The 18,820-nt window shown below is 63.3% G+C and carries 11 protein-coding genes and 5 tRNA genes; 6 read left to right on the forward strand and 10 right to left on the reverse strand.

Going from position 1 to position 18,820, the window contains the following annotated elements; translation table 11 throughout:
* The coding region (locus NX05_RS18680) for an IS3 family transposase (RefSeq protein ID WP_131830002.1) at nucleotides 1-112 on the forward strand (112 nt) is incomplete at its 5' end.
* Between the two features lie 420 nt (nucleotides 113-532).
* On the opposite strand, the gene NX05_RS18685 is transcribed toward NX05_RS18680, so the two are convergent.
* On the reverse strand, nucleotides 533-3,976 hold the full coding sequence (locus NX05_RS18685; RefSeq protein ID WP_053012882.1) for a hybrid sensor histidine kinase/response regulator: 3,444 nt from the start codon (nucleotides 3,974-3,976) through the stop codon (nucleotides 533-535).
* A 212-nt stretch (nucleotides 3,977-4,188) separates the two neighbouring features.
* Nucleotides 4,189-4,569 carry a response regulator gene (locus NX05_RS18690; RefSeq protein WP_039434890.1) on the reverse strand — a complete coding sequence of 127 codons (381 nt, stop codon included), beginning with the start codon at nucleotides 4,567-4,569 and terminating at the stop codon, nucleotides 4,189-4,191.
* 138 nt (nucleotides 4,570-4,707) lie between these two features.
* Between NX05_RS18690 and NX05_RS18695 the strand changes: the two genes are divergently transcribed.
* Nucleotides 4,708-4,794: transfer RNA gene (locus NX05_RS18695), tRNA-Leu, on the forward strand.
* 376 nt (nucleotides 4,795-5,170) lie between these two features.
* A complete protein-coding gene (locus NX05_RS24505; protein ID WP_010373260.1) occupies nucleotides 5,171-5,347 on the forward strand; it encodes a hypothetical protein in 177 nt (58 codons plus the stop codon).
* Between the two features lie 296 nt (nucleotides 5,348-5,643).
* Here NX05_RS24505 and NX05_RS18700 read toward each other — a convergent pair.
* The 6 genes from NX05_RS18700 to NX05_RS18725 form a co-directional block, all read right to left on the reverse strand.
* Nucleotides 5,644-5,719: transfer RNA gene (locus NX05_RS18700), tRNA-Glu, on the reverse strand.
* A 48-nt stretch (nucleotides 5,720-5,767) separates the two neighbouring features.
* Nucleotides 5,768-5,843: transfer RNA gene (locus NX05_RS18705), tRNA-Ala, on the reverse strand.
* A 768-nt stretch (nucleotides 5,844-6,611) separates the two neighbouring features.
* Nucleotides 6,612-6,687: transfer RNA gene (locus NX05_RS18710), tRNA-Glu, on the reverse strand.
* A gap of 47 nt (nucleotides 6,688-6,734) precedes the next feature.
* Nucleotides 6,735-6,810 (reverse strand) — tRNA-Ala (locus NX05_RS18715).
* Nucleotides 6,811-6,901: 91 nt separating this feature from the next.
* Nucleotides 6,902-7,363 carry a c-type cytochrome gene (locus tag NX05_RS18720; protein WP_010373262.1) on the reverse strand — a complete coding sequence of 154 codons (462 nt, stop codon included), beginning with the start codon at nucleotides 7,361-7,363 and terminating at the stop codon, nucleotides 6,902-6,904.
* Between the two features lie 8 nt (nucleotides 7,364-7,371).
* The gene (locus NX05_RS18725) at nucleotides 7,372-7,770 is read right to left on the reverse strand and encodes a c-type cytochrome (protein ID WP_033009810.1); all 399 of its coding nucleotides are present in this window, start codon (nucleotides 7,768-7,770) and stop codon (nucleotides 7,372-7,374) included.
* 204 nt (nucleotides 7,771-7,974) lie between these two features.
* Here NX05_RS18725 and NX05_RS18730 point away from each other — a divergent pair, with 204 nt between their 5' ends.
* Genes NX05_RS18730 through NX05_RS18740 form a run of 3 tightly spaced genes read left to right on the forward strand, consistent with a single transcriptional unit; the run spans nucleotide 7,975 to nucleotide 15,700 of the window.
* Entirely contained in the window at nucleotides 7,975-9,108 is a 1,134-nt protein-coding gene (locus NX05_RS18730; protein WP_039434894.1) for an efflux RND transporter periplasmic adaptor subunit, read from the forward strand.
* On the forward strand, nucleotides 9,105-12,617 hold the full coding sequence (locus tag NX05_RS18735) for an efflux RND transporter permease subunit (RefSeq protein ID WP_039434897.1): 3,513 nt from the start codon (nucleotides 9,105-9,107) through the stop codon (nucleotides 12,615-12,617). Before NX05_RS18730 ends, NX05_RS18735 begins: the two co-directional genes overlap by 4 nt.
* Nucleotides 12,614-15,700, forward strand: coding sequence for an efflux RND transporter permease subunit (locus NX05_RS18740; RefSeq protein WP_039434899.1), 3,087 nt, complete (start codon nucleotides 12,614-12,616; stop codon nucleotides 15,698-15,700). Before NX05_RS18735 ends, NX05_RS18740 begins: the two co-directional genes overlap by 4 nt.
* Nucleotides 15,701-16,182: 482 nt before the next feature.
* Here NX05_RS18740 and NX05_RS18745 read toward each other — a convergent pair whose 3' ends face one another.
* Entirely contained in the window at nucleotides 16,183-16,842 is a 660-nt protein-coding gene (locus NX05_RS18745; RefSeq protein ID WP_039434902.1) for a bifunctional 4-hydroxy-2-oxoglutarate aldolase/2-dehydro-3-deoxy-phosphogluconate aldolase, read from the reverse strand.
* 51 nt (nucleotides 16,843-16,893) lie between these two features.
* Complete coding sequence (gene edd, locus NX05_RS18750; protein ID WP_039434905.1) at nucleotides 16,894-18,810, reverse strand: phosphogluconate dehydratase; 1,917 nt, start codon at nucleotides 18,808-18,810, stop codon at nucleotides 16,894-16,896.
* Nucleotides 18,811-18,820 lie beyond the last annotated feature (10 nt).

Below are 18,820 nucleotides of genomic sequence, written 5' to 3' on the forward strand. Positions count from 1 at the left end.
GGAGGTGTTCGACTACATCGAGATGTTCTACAACCCACAACGCCGTCATGGTTCAACCGGCGACCTGTCGCCTGTAGAGTTTGAACGGCGCTACGCGCAACGAGGGTCTTGAGTGTCTACGGAACCCTGGGCGTATCATATCTCTCCGCATGACAAGCTAGCCTTTTAAGCTACCAAGACAGTCTCTGGTGCGGTGTCCTTGCCGCTTGCGGCATGGATACCACCATTGAGGCCCCACGGGTTCGCGGTGTGTCCCGCAAGCGGCGAGAGCACCGCACGCTCGAGCAGTCAAGCTTTTCGCTCTCTGAGCGCTATCGGAAGCGCACACGCGGTGCAGCTAGGCTTCGTCGATTTCGCCGATCAGTGACAAGTAATTTGCTCAGCATTTTCCGCAAGTGGCGGGGGCATCACGCCCTAGACTCACTGAGCGTTCCACCATCTCAGCCCTGTAGTAAGTAAAAGCCATCGATGCAGGCAAGCATCCTCAATGTGCCGATCGGTGACCAAGTCATCGACCAAGCACGCTGCGGCGCTATTCCACCGCATCCCGCGCCGCACGCGTCGGCAAGATCAAACGTTCGATCAGATCGACCAGGCCGGGCGGTTCCACTGGCTTACCCATGTGCGCGTCGAAGCCGGCCACCACCGCGCGGTCGCGGTCTTCTTCGCGGACATACGCGGTGAGTGCGATGGCCGGAATGTGCCGCGGTAGATCGGCGCTGCCCGAACGTACCGTGCGGATCAGGTCGTAACCATCGCGCAATGGCATTGCGATATCGCTTACCAAGACATCGAAGTGCGCATTTGCCAAACACTGCTCAGCCGCATCCACCGAGCCGGCAGCCTGCACCTGCGCGCCGGCCAGCATCAGGAACTGCATCACTGCTTCGCGCGAATCCTGATCGTCGTCGACCAGCAACAGGCGCACGCCAGCCAGACGGTGACGGCAGTCGTCCGGCAACGTGCCCGCGTGTGCGGTGTCTGCCGACGCAGGGCGCAAGTCGCTGACCCCGTTCCGGAACGGCAACACGATGGTGAACAGCGCGCCCTGGCCTTCGCCCGCGCTCGATGCACCCAGGCTGCCGCCATGCAGATCCACCAACTGACGTGAGATCGACAAGCCCAATCCTAGGCCGCCGACACGGCGTGTCGTGCCGGCATCGGCCTGCCGAAAACGGTCGAAGACATGCGGCAGAAACTCGGCCGCAATGCCGATGCCGGTGTCCTGTACGCACAGGCGCAGGCGCTCGTCTTCGATGTCCATCGCCACTCGCACGGTGCCGCCGGTCGGGGTGAACTTGAGCGCATTGCTGAGCAGATTGGTGAGCACCTGCTGCAGTCGCCCGGCATCGCCGAAGAACCACAATTCGCCATCGCAAGGCGCGTCCAGTTCCAGCGCAATTCCGCGTGCTAACGCGGTCGGCTGCATCAGTTCCAGCGTGCTGCGCACCAGCCCGGCGATGTCGAAATGCTCAGCCTGCAGGCGGATCTTGCCGGACATGATCGCGCTCATGTCCAGCAGGTCGTCGATGATCTGCTTCTGCGCACGCGCACTGCGCTCGATGATCACCAGACCCCGGCCCAGATTGGCAGATTCCGCCACGTCGGATTGCATCAACCGCGACCAACCCAGAATCGCATTGAGCGGCGTGCGCAACTCGTGGCTAAGCGTGGCCAGGAATTCGTCCTTGACCCGGCTGGCATGCTCGGCTTGGCCGCGTGCGGCGGTTTCTGCCTGCAACGACAACTTGAGCTTGGCATCCACGCGGGTGCGTTCGATCACGATGCCGGCCAGATGCGAGGCCGAGCGCGCCATTGCTTGTTCGCGTAACGAAGGCAGGTGCGGGCGGTCGTAATAAATGTTGAGCGTGCCCAGCACCTGCCCGTTGCTGGCCAGGATCGGAGTGACGCAACACGCTGCGATGCCCATCGCCGCCGAGATCGCATGATGGCTGGCGAAGCTGGCATCAGCCTGGATGTCCGCACAGATCACCTGACGGCCCAGATGTGCCGAACGCGCGCAGGGCGGCCCATCCGGACCGATCGGCGATGGTTCGAAGTGCCCGCGGTATTCGATTGGAAAATGGGCTGCCGAGCCGAAGCTCAAGGTGTGGCTGATCTCATCGCGTACCATCACCGAGCAGTACAGCGGGATTTCGCCGCGCGCCTCCACGCTCAACGCAATCGCGTCCAGCACCACCGGCAATGGCGCGCCGGTGGTGATCAAACTCAGGATTGCCCGGTCCGATGCAGTGGCATCTTCGATATGTTTGCGTTCGGAAATATCGGTGAGCGAGCCGATGTGCCCGAGAAAGCGTCCATCGCTGGCGAAGTGCGGCGATGCGGTATCGATACACCAACGGTATTGCCCATCGTGGCGGCGCACGCGGTATTCGGCGAGGAATTCGCCGCGTTGATTGAGTGCCTGTTCGAAGGCATATCGCACGCGGGCCGCGTCGTCGGGATGCATCACATCCCACCAGCCCTGGTCCAGCGCCTGATCTTCGCCCTGTCCGGTGAAGTCGTACCAGCGTGGATTCCAGTACACGCAATCCCCTTGCGCGTCGGACATCCAAATCATTGCCGGCACGGTTTCGCAGAGCGCACGGAAGCGCACCTCACTCTCGCGCAATTGCTGTTCGAACGCGCGCCGGTCATGGATATCGGTATAGGTGCCGATCCACTCGCTGATGCTGCCATCGTCGCCGCGCACCGGCAGGGCGCGCGCCAGGTGCCAGCGCGACTGCCCATCGTGACGCAGCAGTTCGCATTCCACCTCGAATGCGCGTTCGCCGCTCAACGCCAGTGTCCAGGCCTGCGCGGACAGGCGTAGGCCGTCGGCAGTGTGCGCGCGGTGCCACGTGGCATCTTCGCTGTTAGAAGGATACAGGCCGGTGTACTCGTACCAGCGTTGGTTGAAGTAGTGCGGTCGCCCGTCTGGATCGGCAATGAAGATAATCTGCGGCAGCGTGTTGGCGAGGCGACGCAGGCGCGCTTCGTTCGCGGCCAGTTGCTGCTGCGCCATGGCCCGTTGCATTGACTCCCAGCAGCGTGCCGCCACCAACCGCACCAGTTCGATCTCGGTTGACAGCCACTGCCGCGGTGCGCGCTGATGCACGCCGATCGCTGCCACCAGGCGGCCGTGTTTGTGCAATGGAATGGCCAGCGAGGCACGCAAGCCGGAGCGTCGGTACTGCTCGGCCACATAGTCCGGTGCGCCCGGTGCCATGGCATCGGTGGTGAACCAGGGACGATTTTGCAGCAACGCATCGCGCAGGCCCTGCGCCACTTCCAAGGGGAAGTCACCTTGCAGGCTCGGCATGTCCTGCACATGGTCGCTGATCACATGCATGGTGCTGCCATCGGCGGCTGCCAGGCCGAACGCGCAACGGTTCGCGTGCAGGTGTTCACCGAGCAAGCGCACGCTGGTGTCGATGATCTGTCGCGGATCGGATACGTGCTGTAGCGCGTCCTCCAGCATCAATAAAAAGCTGTCGCGACAGTCGCTGTGGCGTTGTTCGCTGACGTCAGTAGTTGAAGCCGCAACGCCGACGTACAAGGCACCCAACCGCTCGCCGGCTTGCAGCACCGGGCTGCATGACCAGGTCGCCAGATCCAGGGTTGTTGTGGTCACTTGCTCGCCATCGCCATCGCCATCGCCATCGCCATCGCCATCGCCATCGCCATCGCCATCGCCACCGACTGCGTTCGTCAGCGCCGCAAGCGGCTGCCCGAACGCCGCCGGATGGCGCGGCCCAAGCACTGCAATGCAGGCGTCGTTGTAGATGCAGCGAGCGTCGGAGCCCCATACCAACAGCATCGGAGCTTGCGCATGCAAGCAGACCGACACCGCTGTGCGCAGTGCGGGGCTTTCGCGCAGCAGGGCGTCCGCAGCGTGCGCGGATGCGGTCAGCAATGCTGCAGTTTCGCTCGTCTCCGGCAGCAAGCCGGCCAACGGCGACACGGCGATATCCATCCAACGACCCGCCCGACATTCTTCGATGCCAGATTCTAGTAGCAACCGGGACGGCAACGGCGGCGTCGAGGAGGCCACGATTCAGCCAAGCGGCTTGCTGCGCAGGCCATCAAGCACGCTGTAGGCGCGAGGGTAGGGTGGTAAAGAGGTGGCATGCCGCCGGCCCAGGCACTCGTACATTAGCGGGCTAGCGTCGCAGCAGGTCGCGCAGCTCAGCCATTGGCGCCACTCAACTCGCGCGCCCTGGACAATGCGCCAACCAGTTCTTCGGACAGGTAAGGCTTGGTCAGAACGACCCCGCGCTCGAAACCGCTCGGAATGCTGCCTGTGGCAACGCCAGTCGCCAGCACGAACGGGATACCGCGCTCGGACAACAGGCGTGCAACCGGTTCGCTGGTTTCGCCGTTGCCCAGGCGATAGTCCAGCACTGCGATGTCCGGAGCGTCGGCGCTGATCAGCTGCAAGGCATCGTGCACTTCGCCGACCGGCCCCATGACGATGGCACCCGCCTGGACAAGCTGCAGGTCGAGCAGCATGGCATTCATGTCATCGTTTTCGACCACGAGTACCCGAACTCCACGCAACACCGACATTGCTTACTCCTTCACCAAGTTCGCCAGTATATCGAGACTGCTTCCCCCCAGCGCTGCAGACCCCGCTTGCACCTGAATTCGTCAGGCGCGAACTGACACTGTTCGTTTCACCAACAAGTCGCTATACTGCGTGGCCATGCCGAAGTGGCGGAATCGGTAGACGCAGCGGACTCAAAATCCGCCGCCATTAAAAGCGTGTGGGTTCGAGTCCCACCTTCGGCACCAAGTTGTTGCAGTATCAGCGAAAGCCCCTCTGGAGAAATCTGGCGGGGCTTTTTGCTGTGTATCGTTTTGGCAGATGCAGGCCGCGATTAGCGCGATGCAATCCGCGACGCTGAAGACCGTCAGTCTTTTGGATAAGGGCAGAGTGCAGATCGTGGTATGCACTCGTGGTCGTCAGGAATGCAGCGCCTAGCGAACCTGTCTGCAGGATGCGAATGCTTGTGTACCGAGTTCCTCCATTGCCGCGCAAGTGCATCAGGAACACAACTGCTTCTGTGCACACGTGCGATGCAGTGCACAGTCAATGGATGACGTTGCAGGCACGCAACCATCACGCTGCGCGCGTACCTTGGACGTCTCTTTCGAGTAGGTGGCCTCCATGGACTTTGATTCTTCGCAACAGCTGCGCATCCTGCGTGACATCCACGACACCAAGCCGGTGGCCGACGAAGAGGGGAATTGGGCGGTACGCGCCGGCTATGCCACGCAGGCCGAAGATGGCGACATCGATCTGACCCACGAAGGCCGCAAGGCACTGGATAGCGGGCAGGTCTGAAGCGTTGCGTGCGGTACGCCACTCAGTCGGCGTACAAATCGAGCAGAGCTTTGATGCAGCGCGATGGTTGGTGGTGGGGTTGGAGTCGCAGTTGTGCGTATCGAGTGGGAATTAGCTGATATCGCGCCGACGGTGCGAACGCGTGTGGCTGTAGCGGCGTTATTGCAGACGAGCCGCAACAATGGGTCGCGGCTATGTGCGACTGGTCTGATCTCGCAATCGCCGCATATCCGCCTGATGCCCAGGCCAAGCACAGGCAAAAAAAAGCCCCGGCAGTGCCGGGGCTTTCAGATGATTGGCGTCCCCACGGGGATTCGAACCCCGGTGTCCACCGTGAAAGGGTGGTGTCCTAGGCCTCTAGACGATGGGGACGCGTATCAAAACCTCGTTGTCCATTTTCAGACGGCCTAATGTCTGAAATGGTGGAGCCAGGCGGGATCGAACCGCCGACCTCCTGCATGCCATGCAGGCGCTCTCCCAGCTGAGCTATGGCCCCGCGTTGCTGCGAGCCGGCAATCATAGCGATATCTTTACGTCATGGGAAGTGGTCTATGCAAAAGTTGTACTGAGCAAGCGATGTCATCTGTCAGGCGAGCTGCAAGGCCGTACCCGTGGAGTGCGAAGATCGAACCGCAGGGCAGCGCCCCCGCAGTGCGTCTAGATCAACCGTAGTTTCTCAGTGTCCTTTGCGCAGCGGATTGCGGTCATGGTGTGATCGACACATGGGCTTCAACGTGAGTGCGCGTTTGTTTCGACATCTATTAATGTAGCGCGCCGCCAGCTGTTTGCCGTGCAGCGCAGCGGGTGGCGTCCGATGCATCTTGTTTGCGAACGCCGATGGATGTCGCGTTCTGTGCTCGCTGCCATTCACTGCATGCGTGCAGCATCGCCATCGCGCACGTTGCCTTTCTGGCGGCGCGATCATTCGCAATGATGACGTCAACGCAGCAGCGGCAATGCGCTGGAAGAAACCTTAGACGCGAAAACGCCGGCGAGTGAATGCTTGTGCGTTTGAGTGATGTGGCGAAGTCGTCGCGCTTGAATGGAGAGGTCGGTTGGCAGAGTGAAAGCGATGGCTCGCACACGTGCCGGCGAGCCGATATTGCACCAAGGCGCTGTGCCATCCAAGCAAGGAGATTTAACTCTCTATCTATCGCGTCACGCGCATGCATGCATGCGGGCGCGCCCGACGCTGCGCCGCAGTCGATTACGCCACCAAAACACGCAAAAAAAAGCCCCGGCAGTGCCAGGGCTTTCAGATGATTGGCGTCCCCACGGGGATTCGAACCCCGGTGTCCACCGTGAAAGGGTGGTGTCCTAGGCCTCTAGACGATGGGGACGCGTATCAAAACCTCGTTGTCCATTCCAGACGGCCTAATGTCTGGAGTGGTGGAGCCAGGCGGGATCGAACCGCCGACCTCCTGCATGCCATGCAGGCGCTCTCCCAGCTGAGCTATGGCCCCACGAAACTGAGAACGAAATGATAGCGGCCTGTTAATGTGCGCGCAAGCGCTTTTTCATTCCGAATAAGACCGGGCGGCGTGCGCGATGGGCTCAGTTGACGCCGTGCAGATCGCGTAACTGCGTCTGGCGTGCGCCGAAATACGCGGCCAGGTCGGCGATATCCTGATCGCTCAGCGCAGTGGCCTGCGCCGTCATCAACGGATGCTGACGGTCGCCGCTGCGGTACGCCTGCAGCGCATGCGCCAGGTAGTCGCCATATTGGCCGCCCAGTTTAGGGTAGCTGGGATCGATCGGCGCATTACCGTCGGCACCGTGGCAGTCCACGCAACTTTGGCCGGTGGCCTTGCCCTTGGCATGCGCGAGTTTGTCGCCGGCTTCGGCGCGGCCGGTGGGCAGGCCTGCCGAAGAGCCGGAGCCGTGCTCACCGCTGGCGTGGCCGGCATCGCCAGCGGAATGGTCGGTGGATTCGACCTGGGATTGGGAACAGGCCGCCATCATCAGGGCAGCGACCAGAGCGATGGCTAGACGCGGAGCGTTTAGGGCGTTCGGCATGTGGGCGCTTATTTGAGGGTGGACAGGTAGGCGGAGATGTCGGCGATGTCCTGCTCGGAGAAGCTTTGCGCCTGTGCCTGCATGGTCGGATGTTTGCGCTTGCCCTGACGATATTCGGTCAGTGCCTGGGTCAAATACTGGCTGGTCTGGCCGCCGATCTTGGGCACGCGATAACTGGGATACGCGTTCTTATAGCCGGTGACGCCGTGGCAGCCCTGGCAGGTGTAGGCCAGCAGGCGTCCATTTGACGGATTGCCGGTCGGCGGCGCGGCGGCGGGTGTCGCCGCCACGGCAGCGGGCGCCGGCGTGGCAGGAGTTACAGGTGTGACTGACGGTGTTGCTGATGCGCCCCCGAACGGCAGGAAGACGACCAGAGCGAGACAAGCGGCGAGCGGCTGCGGGCGCATGGTTTCGTATCCGGAAGACTGATTGAGCGTCCGCACGTGGGGGCGTGACGGGACCGGACCGAGTATGCCTGCGATTTGGCGCGGCGCAAACCGGGTGAATAGGCCAACTTGAACGGACCATGACCTTTGGCGCATTGGCGGCATGTGCATTTGGGTGGTCTACTTGCCTACAACACCTGTTCACGCATCCACTAGGACACGACGATGTCGCCACTCTCCGTTTTGCCGGGCCGCAGCGGAACCTGCGCCGCCGCATTGTTGCTCACCACGAGCCTGCTGCTGGGCGGTTGCAAGGCAGGGGAGGGCGATGCCAAGGCCGCCGAGGAAAAGAAGGCGGTGGATGCGGTGCCGGTGGAAATTGCCAAGGCCGCGCGCCGCGCGGTGGCCGCCAGTTACACCGGCACCGCCGCGCTGGAGCCGCGCGCCGAGGCGCAGGTGGTGGCCAAGACCTCGGGGGTTGCATTGTCGGTGATGGTGGAAGAAGGGCAGAAGGTCTCGGCAGGCCAGGCACTGGTGCGGCTGGATCCGGATCGCGCGCATCTGGCGGTGGCGCAGAGCGAAGCGCAACTGCGCAAGCTGGAAAATAGCTATCGCCGCGCCACGCAATTGGTGGGCCAGCAGTTGGTCAGCGCCGCAGATGTAGACCAGCTCAAATTCGATGTCGAAAACAGCCGTGCGCAGCATCGGCTTGCGTCGCTGGAGCTCTCGTACACCACGGTGCAGGCGCCGATTTCTGGCGTGATCGCATCGCGCTCGATCAAGACCGGCAACTTCGTGCAGATCAACACACCGATCTTCCGCATCGTCGACGATTCGCAGTTAGAAGCCACGCTCAATGTGCCCGAGCGCGAACTGGCCACGCTTAAATCCGGCCAGCCGGTGACTCTGCTGGCCGATGCGCTGCCGGGTCAGCAATTCGTCGGCAAGGTGGATCGCATTGCGCCGGTGGTGGATTCGGGCAGCGGTACATTTCGTGTGGTGTGCGCGTTCGGGAAGGGTGCCGAAGCGCTGCAGCCCGGCATGTTTGGGCGCATCCGCATCGATTACGACCAGCGCAAGGATGCCTTGGTGATCCCGCGCCTGGCATTGTTGGACGATGGCGAGCCGGCGGTGTTCGTGGTGCGCAATGGCAAGGCCAGCCGGGTACCGGTGAAGCTGGGCTATGCCGAAGGCCCGTGGCTGGAAGTGCGTCAGGGTCTGAAGGAAGGCGATCAGGTGGTAACGGCCGGCAAGGTGGCGCTGCGCGATGGCACTGCTGTGCAAGTGATCGGTCAGCCTGATCGCAAGCCGGTCGCGACCAAGGCTGCTGCGCACGCGCACGACGAGACGCACGCATGAGCGACCACGGCAAGCCGCACGGACCCGTGCATGATCCGCACGCGCCACTGCCTGACGGTGGTGGCGGCCTGGTGGCCTTCGCCACGCGGCGGCGGGTGACCATCGCCATGATCACCGTGACCATGCTGCTGTTCGGCCTGATCGCGCTGCGCAGCCTCAAGGTCAATCTGCTCCCGGATCTGAGCTACCCCACGCTCACCGTGCGCACCGAATACACCGGTGCGGCACCGGCAGAAATCGAAACGCTGGTGACCGAGCCGGTGGAAGAAGCCGTCGGTGTGGTCAAGAACCTGCGCAAGCTCAAGTCGATCTCGCGCACCGGTCAGAGCGACGTGGTGCTGGAGTTCGCCTGGGGAACCAACATGGACCAGGCCAGCCTGGAGGTGCGCGACAAGATGGAAGCCTTGTCGCTGCCGCTGGAAACCAAGCCGCCGGTGCTGCTGCGCTTCAATCCCTCCACCGAGCCGATCATGCGGCTGGCGTTGTCACCCAAGCAGGCTCCGGCTTCTGATACCGATGCGATCCGCCAACTCACCGGCTTGCGTCGTTATGCCGACGAAGACCTGAAAAAGAAGCTTGAACCGGTGGCCGGCGTGGCGGCGGTGAAGGTGGGTGGCGGACTGGAAGACGAGATCCAGGTCGATATCGATCAGCAGAAGCTGGCCCAGCTCAACCTGCCGATCGACAACGTGATCACCCGGCTCAAGGAAGAGAACGTCAATATCTCTGGCGGCCGTCTGGAAGAAGGCTCGCAGCGCTATTTGGTGCGCACGGTCAATCAGTTCGTGGATCTGGACGAGATCCGCAACATGCTGGTGACCACGCAGAGCAGCAGCGGCAGCGCTGCGGAAGCGGCGATGCAGCAGATGTATGCCATTGCGGCGTCCACTGGCTCGCAGGCGGCGTTGGCGGCAGCGGCCGAAGTGCAAAGCACGTCCTCGTCGTCCAGTAGCAGCATCGCCGGCGGCATGCCGGTGCGGCTGAAAGACGTGGCGCAGGTGCGCCAAGGCTACAAGGAGCGCGAGGCCATCATCCGCCTGGGCGGCAAGGAAGCGGTGGAACTGGCGATCTACAAGGAAGGCGATGCCAACACCGTGTCCACCGCGGCGGCGCTGCGCAAGCGCCTGGAGCAACTCAAGGCGACGGTGCCGGGCGATGTGGAAATCACCACCATCGAAGACCGATCGCACTTCATCGAACATGCGATCAGCGATGTCAAAAAAGATGCGGTGATCGGCGGCGTGCTGGCGATCCTGATCATCTTCCTGTTCCTGCGCGATGGCTGGAGCACGTTCGTGATCAGCCTGTCGTTGCCGGTGTCGATCATCACTACGTTTTTCTTCATGGGCCAGCTGGGACTGAGCCTTAACGTGATGTCGCTGGGCGGGTTGGCATTGGCCACCGGCTTGGTGGTGGACGATTCGATCGTGGTGCTGGAAAGCATCGCCAAGGCGCGCGAGCGGGGCTTGAGCGTGTTGGATGCGGCGATTGCCGGCACCCGTGAAGTGAGCATGGCGGTGATGGCCTCCACGTTGACCACGATTGCGGTGTTCCTGCCGCTAGTGTTCGTCGAAGGCATCGCCGGGCAGTTGTTCCGCGACCAGGCATTGACGGTGGCGATTGCGATTGCGATCTCGCTGGTGGTATCGATGACCCTGATCCCGATGCTGAGCTCGCTCAAGGGTGCGCCACCGATGGCGTTCCCGGACGAGCCGAGCCATCCGGATTGGCGTCCCGAGCAGCGTTGGCTCAAGCCGGTGGCGGCCGGGCGGCGCGGTGCAGGTGAGAGCGTGCGCTACGCATTCTTCGGTGCGGCGTGGGCGATGGTGAAGGTGTGGCGTGGCATCGCGCGGGTGGTGGGGCCGGTGATGCGCAAGGCCAGCGACCTGGCGATGGCACCGTATGCTCGCGCCGAGCGTGGCTACCTGGCGATGTTGCCAGCGGCGCTGCGGCGTCCTGGATTGGTGCTGGGACTGGCGGCAGCGGCGTTTATCGGAACTTTTTTTCTGGTGCCGATGTTGGGTGCGGATCTGATTCCGCAGCTTGCGCAGGATCGCTTCGAAATGACCGTCAAACTGCCTTCCGGCACGCCGCTGGCGCAGACCGATGCAGTGGTACGTGAACTGCAGCTGGCGCACGACAAGGACCCGGGCATCGCGTCGCTGTACGGCGTCAGCGGCAGCGGCACGCGGCTGGATGCCAACCCCACCGAGAGCGGCGAGAACATCGGCAAGCTCACCGTAGCGATGGCCGGTGGCGGAAGCCCGGCAGTGGAAGCGGCAGCGACCGAGCGGCTGCGCAGCAGCATGGTCGCGCATCCGGGCGCGCAGGTGGATTTCGCGCGACCGGCATTGTTTAGTTTTTCGACGCCGCTGGAAGTGGAACTGCGCGGGCAGGATCTGGGCGAGCTGGAACGCGCCGGGCAGAAGTTGGCGGCCATGCTGCGTGCCAACGGCCACTACGCCGACGTCAAATCGACGGTGGAAGAAGGCTTCCCGGAGATCCAGATCCGTTTCGATCAGGAGCGTGCCGGTGCGCTGGGGCTGACCACACGGCAGATCGCCGATGTCATCGTCAAGAAGGTGCGCGGCGATGTGGCCACGCGTTACAGCTTCCGTGATCGCAAGATCGATGTGCTGGTGCGTGCGCAGCACAGCGACCGCGCCAGTGTCGATGCGATCCGTCAGTTGATCGTTAACCCGGGCAGCAGCCGGCCGGTGCGTTTGGCTGCGGTTGCCGAGGTACTGGCGACGACGGGGCCGAGCGAGATCCATCGTGCTGATCAGACCCGTGTGGCGATCGTGTCGGCCAGCCTGAAGGACATCGATCTGGGCGGCGCGGTGCGCGAAGTGGAGACGATGGTGCGCGAGGACCCGCTCGCTGCCGGCGTGGGCATGCATATCGGCGGGCAGGGCGAGGAACTGGCGCAATCGGTGAAGTCGCTGCTATTCGCGTTCGGGCTGGCGATCTTCCTGGTCTATCTGGTGATGGCTTCGCAGTTCGAATCGCTGCTGCATCCGTTCGTCATCCTGTTCACCATTCCGCTGGCGATGGTGGGTGCGGTGTTGGCCCTGCTGATGACCGGAAAACCAATCTCGGTGGTGGTATTTATCGGCCTGATTTTGCTGGTGGGCCTGGTGACCAAGAACGCGATCATCCTGATCGACAAGGTCAACCAGCTGCGCGAAGACGGCGTGCCCAAGCGCGAGGCATTGATTGAGGGCGCACGCTCGCGCCTGCGGCCGATCATCATGACCACCTTGTGCACCCTGTTCGGCTTTCTGCCGCTGGCGGTGGCGATGGGCGAGGGCGCGGAAGTGCGTGCACCGATGGCGATTACAGTGATCGGAGGCTTGCTGGTCTCGACCTTGCTGACCCTGCTGGTGATCCCGGTGGTGTACGACCTGCTGGATCGTCGCGCCGATGCGTACTACCTGGAGCGCGGCCGGCGCATGGCCGGGCAGCGTGCACAGGCGGCGAGCAATGCCGACGGACTGGGGGCGCTATGAGCGTTGCCGCCTTCAGCATCCATCGCCCGGTCACCACCATCATGTGCTTCGTGTCGCTGGTGGTGGTGGGCTTGATCGCCGCGTTCCGGCTGCCGTTGGAGGCGCTGCCGGATATTTCCGCGCCGTTCCTGTTCGTGCAATTGCCGTACACCGGCTCCACGCCGGACGAGGTGGAACGCAACCTGGTGCGGCCGGCCGAAGAAGCGCTGGCAACGATGACCGGCATCAAACGCATGCGCTCGACCGCCACTGCCGACGGCGCGAATATCTTCATCGAGTTCTCCGACTGGGACCGCGACATCGCCATTGCCGCATCCGATGCACGCGAGCGACTGGATGCCGTACGCGACGATTTTCCGGAGGATCTGCAGCGTTTCCATGTCTTCAAATGGTCCAGCAGCGACGAGCCGGTACTCAAGGTGCGCCTGGCGAGCCAGACCGATCTAACCGGCGCATACGACATGCTCGACCGCGAGTTCAAGCGGCGCATCGAACGCATCCCCGGCGTGGCTAAGGTAGAGATTTCCGGTGCGCCGCCGAACGAAGTCGAGATCGCGATCGCACCGGACCGGCTCACCGCGCACGACCTCAGCCTCAATGACTTGAGCGAGCGTTTGGGCAAGCTCAATTTCTCCGTCTCTGCGGGCCAGATCGACGACAACGGCCAGCGTATCCGGGTGCAGCCGATTGGCGAACTGCGCGACCTGCAGGAATTGCGCGAGTTGGTGCTCAATGCCAAAGGCGTGCGGTTGGGCGACATTGCCGAGGTGCGGCTCAAGCCGACGCGCATGAATTACGGGCGGCGCCTGGATGGGCGACCGGCGATCGGTCTGGATGTCTACAAGGAGCGCAGCGCCAATCTGGTGGAAGTCTCCAAAGCGGCGTTGAAAGAGGTTGAAGACATCCGTGCCCAGCCATCGATGCGCGATGTGCAGGTCAAGGTGATCGACAACCAAGGCAAGGCGGTGACCTCGTCGCTGGCAGAACTGGCCGAAGCTGGCGCGGTGGGTCTGTTGTTGTCGATCACGGTGTTGTTCTTCTTCCTGCGGCATTGGCCATCGACGTTGATGGTCACGTTGGCCATCCCGATCTGTTTCGCCATCACCTTGGGCTTCATGTATTTCGTGGGGGTCACGCTCAATATTCTGACCATGATGGGGCTGCTGCTGGCGGTCGGCATGCTGGTGGATAACGCGGTGGTGGTGGTAGAGAGCATTTACCAGGAACGCGAGCGCATGCCTGATCAGCCGCAGCTTGCGGCGCTGCTAGGGACACGCAGCGTGGCGATCGCGCTCAGCGCCGGCACCTTGTGCCATTGCATCGTGTTTGTGCCGAACCTGTTCGGCGAAACCAACAACATCAGCATTTTCATGGCGCAGATTGCGATCGCCATTTCGGTGTCGTTGCTGGCGTCGTGGTTGGTGGCGATCAGCCTGATTCCGATGTTGTCGGCACGCATGAAAACGCCGCCGATGGTGACGTCCGAGCGCGGCGTGATCGCGCGGCTGCAGCGCCGTTACGCCAAGGTGCTGGCGTGGACGTTGGCCCACCGCGGCTGGAGCGTGGCCGGCATCATCCTGGTCAGCGCAATCAGCCTGGTGCCGATGAAGCTGACCAAGATCGACATGTTCGGCGGCGATGGTGGCAACGAGGCCTTTATCCAGTATCAGTGGAAAGGCTCGTACACGCGCGAGCAGCTGGGCGAAGAGATCGGCCGTGTCGAGAACTATCTGGAAGCCAATCGCGCCAAGTACCACATCACGCAGATCTATTCGTGGTTCAGTGAGGTGGAAGGCAGCAATACGGTGGTGACCTTCGATGCGAGCAAGGTCAAGGATCTGCCGCCGCTGCTGGAAAAAATCCGCGAGGAACTGCCGCGTTCCGCGCGCGCCGATTACAGCATCGGCAATCAGGGCGATGGCGGTAATGGCAATCAAGGCGTGCAGGTGCAATTGGTCGGCGATTCGACCGACGCACTGAAAGCGCTGGCCGACGATGTGATTCCATTGCTGGCGCAGCGCAAAGAGCTGCGCGACGTGCACGTGGACACGGGCGACCGCACCAGCGAGCTGGCGATTCGCGTCGATCGCGAGCGCGCAGCTGCCTTCGGGTTCAGTGCGGAGCAGGTGGCCAGCTTCGTAGGGTTGGCCTTGCGCGGTACGCCGCTGCGCGAGTTCCGCCGCGGCGACAACGAGGTGCCGGTGTGGGTGCGGTTCGCGGGTGCCGAGCAGAGCAAGCCGGAAGACCTGGCCAGCTTCAGCGTGCGTACCAAGGATGGCCGCAGCGTGCCGTTGCTGAGTCTGGTGAAGGTGCAGATCCGTCCGGCCGCCACGCAAATCGGGCGCACCAATCGGCAGACCACGCTGACGATCAAAGCCAATCTCGCCGAGAAGGTCACTGTGCCGGAGGCGCGCGCGGCGATGGAGTCACCACTCAAGGCGATGCGTTTCCCGGCCGGTTGCAGCTACACCTTCGACGGCGGCGACTACCAAAACGACGGCGAGGCAATGAACCAGATGGTGTTCAACCTGGTGATCGCACTGGTGATGATTTACGTGGTGATGGCGGCGGTGTTCGAATCTCTGCTGTTCCCGGCGGCGATCATGAGCGGGGTGCTGTTTTCGATCTTCGGGGTGTTCTGGCTGTTCTGGATCACCGGCACCTCGTTCGGCATCATGTCCTTCATCGGCATCCTGGTGCTGATGGGCGTGGTGGTGAACAACGGCATCGTGATGATCGAGCACATCAACAATCTGCGCCGCCGCGGCATGGGGCGCACGCAGGCGTTGGTCGAAGGCTCACGCGAACGTTTGCGCCCGATCATGATGACGATGGGTACCGCGATCCTGGCAATGGTGCCGATCTCGCTCACCAGCACCACGATGTTCAGCGACGGCCCGCCGTACTTCCCGATGGCACGCGCCATCGCAGGCGGGCTGGCGTTTTCCACGGTAGTGAGCCTGCTGTTCCTGCCGACGATCTACGCGATCCTCGACGACATGAGCAGCGGTGCTGCTGCGCTGGTAAAACGTGCGCGTGGTGTGCCGAAGGCGGTGCCGTCAAGCGCTGCGTTGGAATCGTGAACGAGGTAAGGCGGGTTGCGCCCCTCTCCCCCTCGGGAGAGGGGTTGGGGTGAGGGTACGGTTCCTTCCTTCGGCTCGTACGACGACCAAAGCACCTGACCTCCAATCAGCGGCTCCGTTAAGGGGCGACAGCGCGGCCGAGGAGCCGCTCTTTGGCTCGACAGACATCCTGTCTGACGCGCCGTCGCGGCATCCGTGTGCCGCTTTCCGCCGATCCCCGGCCACGCTGCCGCCCCGGTATGTCGTCGCCGTTGCTTCGAGCAGATCGGTATGCCATCGCCATGGCCTCAAGCAGAAAAGCTGCGTGCCCAAGGATGCTTGGACAGTTTTTTTCTCCGGCCTACGAGCGAACACTGCAGTGTTCGCCGTCATGCAGGATTACTCGATCTCCGATGCCGTCCCTAGCGAACCCGCACATCTGTATCGACGTGCAGATTCAAACTCATCCAACGATCAACCCGCCGGATATGGCGCCCAGCAAATCAACCCGCACGCACCTGCCGCACGATCGCAGCCGCCTTGGCAGAGCCTTCCTTGACCTTGTCCCACTGGCCCTGTGCCAGCCAATCCTTGGGCACCATCCACGAACCGCCGATGCACAACACGTTCGGCTGCGCCAGGAACTCGGCCGCGTTGGTCTCGCTGATGCCGCCGGTGGGGCAGAGCTTGAGTTCGGACAGCGGACCGGCCAGGCCCTTGAGCATCTGCAGACCGCCGACGGCGGTGGCCGGGAACAGCTTGCACACGCGGAAGCCGAGGCCCATCAGGGTCAGCAACTCGGTCGGGGTGGCCGCGCCAGGTACCGCGGGAATCGGCGCGTCGGCCAGCAGGCGTGCCAGTGGTGCGGGCGTGCCCGGGGTGACCAGGAAGTCTGCACCGGCATCCACCGACTGACGCAGCTGCAATTCGCTCAGCACGGTGCCGGCGCCGATCACGATGTTGGGCAGCTCGCGCTTGAGCATCGCCAGCGCATCAATCGCGACCGGCGTGCGCAGGGTCAGCTCGATCGCAGGCAGGCCGCCTTCGAGCAGCGCATCGGCGACGCGGCGCGCCTGGTCCAGCGTGTCCACGGTAACCACCGGCAGGATGCCGGCGTCGCGCAGCAGCTGTTCGGCGGTGTTCTGGGTCTGGGCAATCGTCATTGCAACTCCGGGTGACGGCGACCGCCGGGGCGGCCGCAGAGAGGGAAGGAATCAGGCGTCCTTGGACTCGTGCGGCGCGGCGGCTGCAGCTGCATCGGCACCGAGTTCGTACTCGGCGTCGTAGCTCCACAGCGCACCGTCCGGATGGGTCGGGCCGCAGGAAATGGAAATCGCGCCCTGGTCGGCCGGGCCAACCACCTGGCGGTTGATGGCGAACAGGTTGCGGCCCAGGTCGTTGCCGGCCAACGCAGTGTTCGGTGCGACCTCGCGCGATGCCCATTCTTCGGCCGAAACCAGCACTTCCAAGGTGCCGGCTTCGCCGTCCAGTCGCACGATGTCGCCTTCGCGCACGCGCCCGATCGGGCCGCCGCGTGCGGCTTCCGGGGTCATGTGGATCGCAGCCGGGAACTTGCCCGAGGCGCCGGACAGACGGCCGTCGGTGACTAACGCCACGCGCCGGCCCTGGTTCTGCAGCAGGCCCAGCAGTGGCGCCATCGAATGCAGCTCCGGCATGCCGTTGGCGCGTGGGCCCTGATAGCGCAGCACCACCACGAAATCGTGTGGCAGTACGCCCGCCGCATGCAGTTTGTTGAGCACTTGCGGGGTGTCGATCACCACCGCTGGCGCTTGGATGCTGCGGTGCTGCGGCTTGACCGCCGACAGCTTGATCAACGAGCGGCCGAGGTTGCCGCGCAGCAGGCGCAGGCCGCCTTGTGATTCGAATGCATCGCTGACCGGACGCGCGACGCTGTCGTCGGCAGTGGTCGCGGTGCCGGGCACGTAGGTCACCTTGCCGTCCTGCAGACGCGGTTCGTTGACGTACGCGCGCATGCCGCCTTCGACGATGGTCGGCAGGTCGTCGTGCATGTAGCCGGCGTCCATCAATTCGCGGAACACGAACGCCGTGCCGCCCGCGGCCTGGAAGCGGTTCACGTCGGCTTCGCCGTTCGGGTAGATGCGTGTCAACAGCGGCACGGTCTGCGAGATCAGATCCATGTCGTCCCAGGTCAACACGATGCCGGCCGCACGCGCCACTGCGATCCAGTGGATGGTGTGGTTGGTCGAACCGCCGGTCGCCATCAGCGCGACCACGGCATTGACGATGGCCCGCTCGTCGATCAAACGACCGAACGGGCGGAAGTCATCGCCCAGCGCGGAGATCGCCAATGCGCGTGCGGTGCCTACGCGGGTCAGTGCATCGCGCAGCGGCAGCTCCGGATTGACGAACGAGGCGCCGGGCAACTGCACGCCCATCGCTTCGAGCAACACCTGGTTGGAGTTCGCCGTGCCGTAAAAGGTGCAGGTGCCGGGCGAGTGATAAGACGAGGATTCGGCCTCCAGCAATTCGGCGCGGGTGGCTTCGCCAGCGGCGTAGCGTTCGCGGACTTCGGCTTTCTGCTTGTTCGGGATGCCCGGGGTCATCGGACCAGCCGGCATGAAGATCGCCGGCAAATGGCCAAACGCCAGCGCACCGATCAGCAGACCCGGCACGATCTTGTCGCACACCCCCAGGTACACCACGCTGTCGAACATGTCATGGCTCAGGCCAATGGCCGCAGCCTGAGCGATGTTGTCGCGCGAGAACAGCGACAGCTCCATGCCGGCGCGGCCCTGGGTCACGCCGTCACACATCGCCGGCACGCCGCCGGCCACCTGCGCAGTGGCGCCAAGTGAGCGCGCGGTTTCGCGGATCAGCTGCGGGTAATGCTCGAACGGCTGATGCGCCGACAGCATGTCGTTGTAGGCAGTGATGATGCCCAGATTCGGCGTGGCCGCACCGCGCAGACGCGATTTATCGGTCGGCTCGGACGCAGCGAAGCCATGCGCAAGATTGCCGCAGCTCAACCGGCTACGGAACGGGCCCTCACGCAGGGCGGCATCGATACCGGCCAGATACGCCGCGCGCGAGGGAGCGCTGCGCTTGCGGATACGGTCGGTGACAGCTTGGATATTCGGATGCAGGCTCATTGGCTACCGG

Origin of the sequence: Xanthomonas vasicola (assembly GCF_000772705.2) — a bacterium.
Lineage (GTDB): Bacteria > Pseudomonadota > Gammaproteobacteria > Xanthomonadales > Xanthomonadaceae > Xanthomonas > Xanthomonas vasicola.

Bases quoted from the DNA above. Each gene is read 5' to 3' on its own strand.
- NX05_RS18685 (WP_053012882.1), bottom strand. From the start codon at position 3,976: ATGGATATCGCCGTGTCGCCGTTGGCCGGCTTGCTGCCGGAGACGAGC.
- NX05_RS18690 (WP_039434890.1), bottom strand. From the start codon at position 4,569: ATGTCGGTGTTGCGTGGAGTTCGGGTACTCGTGGTCGAAAACGATGAC.
- NX05_RS24505 (WP_010373260.1), top strand. From the start codon at position 5,171: ATGGACTTTGATTCTTCGCAACAGCTGCGCATCCTGCGTGACATCCAC.
- NX05_RS18720 (WP_010373262.1), bottom strand. From the start codon at position 7,363: ATGCCGAACGCCCTAAACGCTCCGCGTCTAGCCATCGCTCTGGTCGCT.
- NX05_RS18725 (WP_033009810.1), bottom strand. From the start codon at position 7,770: ATGCGCCCGCAGCCGCTCGCCGCTTGTCTCGCTCTGGTCGTCTTCCTG.
- NX05_RS18730 (WP_039434894.1), top strand. From the start codon at position 7,975: ATGTCGCCACTCTCCGTTTTGCCGGGCCGCAGCGGAACCTGCGCCGCC.
- NX05_RS18735 (WP_039434897.1), top strand. From the start codon at position 9,105: ATGAGCGACCACGGCAAGCCGCACGGACCCGTGCATGATCCGCACGCG.
- NX05_RS18740 (WP_039434899.1), top strand. From the start codon at position 12,614: ATGAGCGTTGCCGCCTTCAGCATCCATCGCCCGGTCACCACCATCATG.
- NX05_RS18745 (WP_039434902.1), bottom strand. From the start codon at position 16,842: ATGACGATTGCCCAGACCCAGAACACCGCCGAACAGCTGCTGCGCGAC.
- edd (WP_039434905.1), bottom strand. From the start codon at position 18,810: ATGAGCCTGCATCCGAATATCCAAGCTGTCACCGACCGTATCCGCAAG.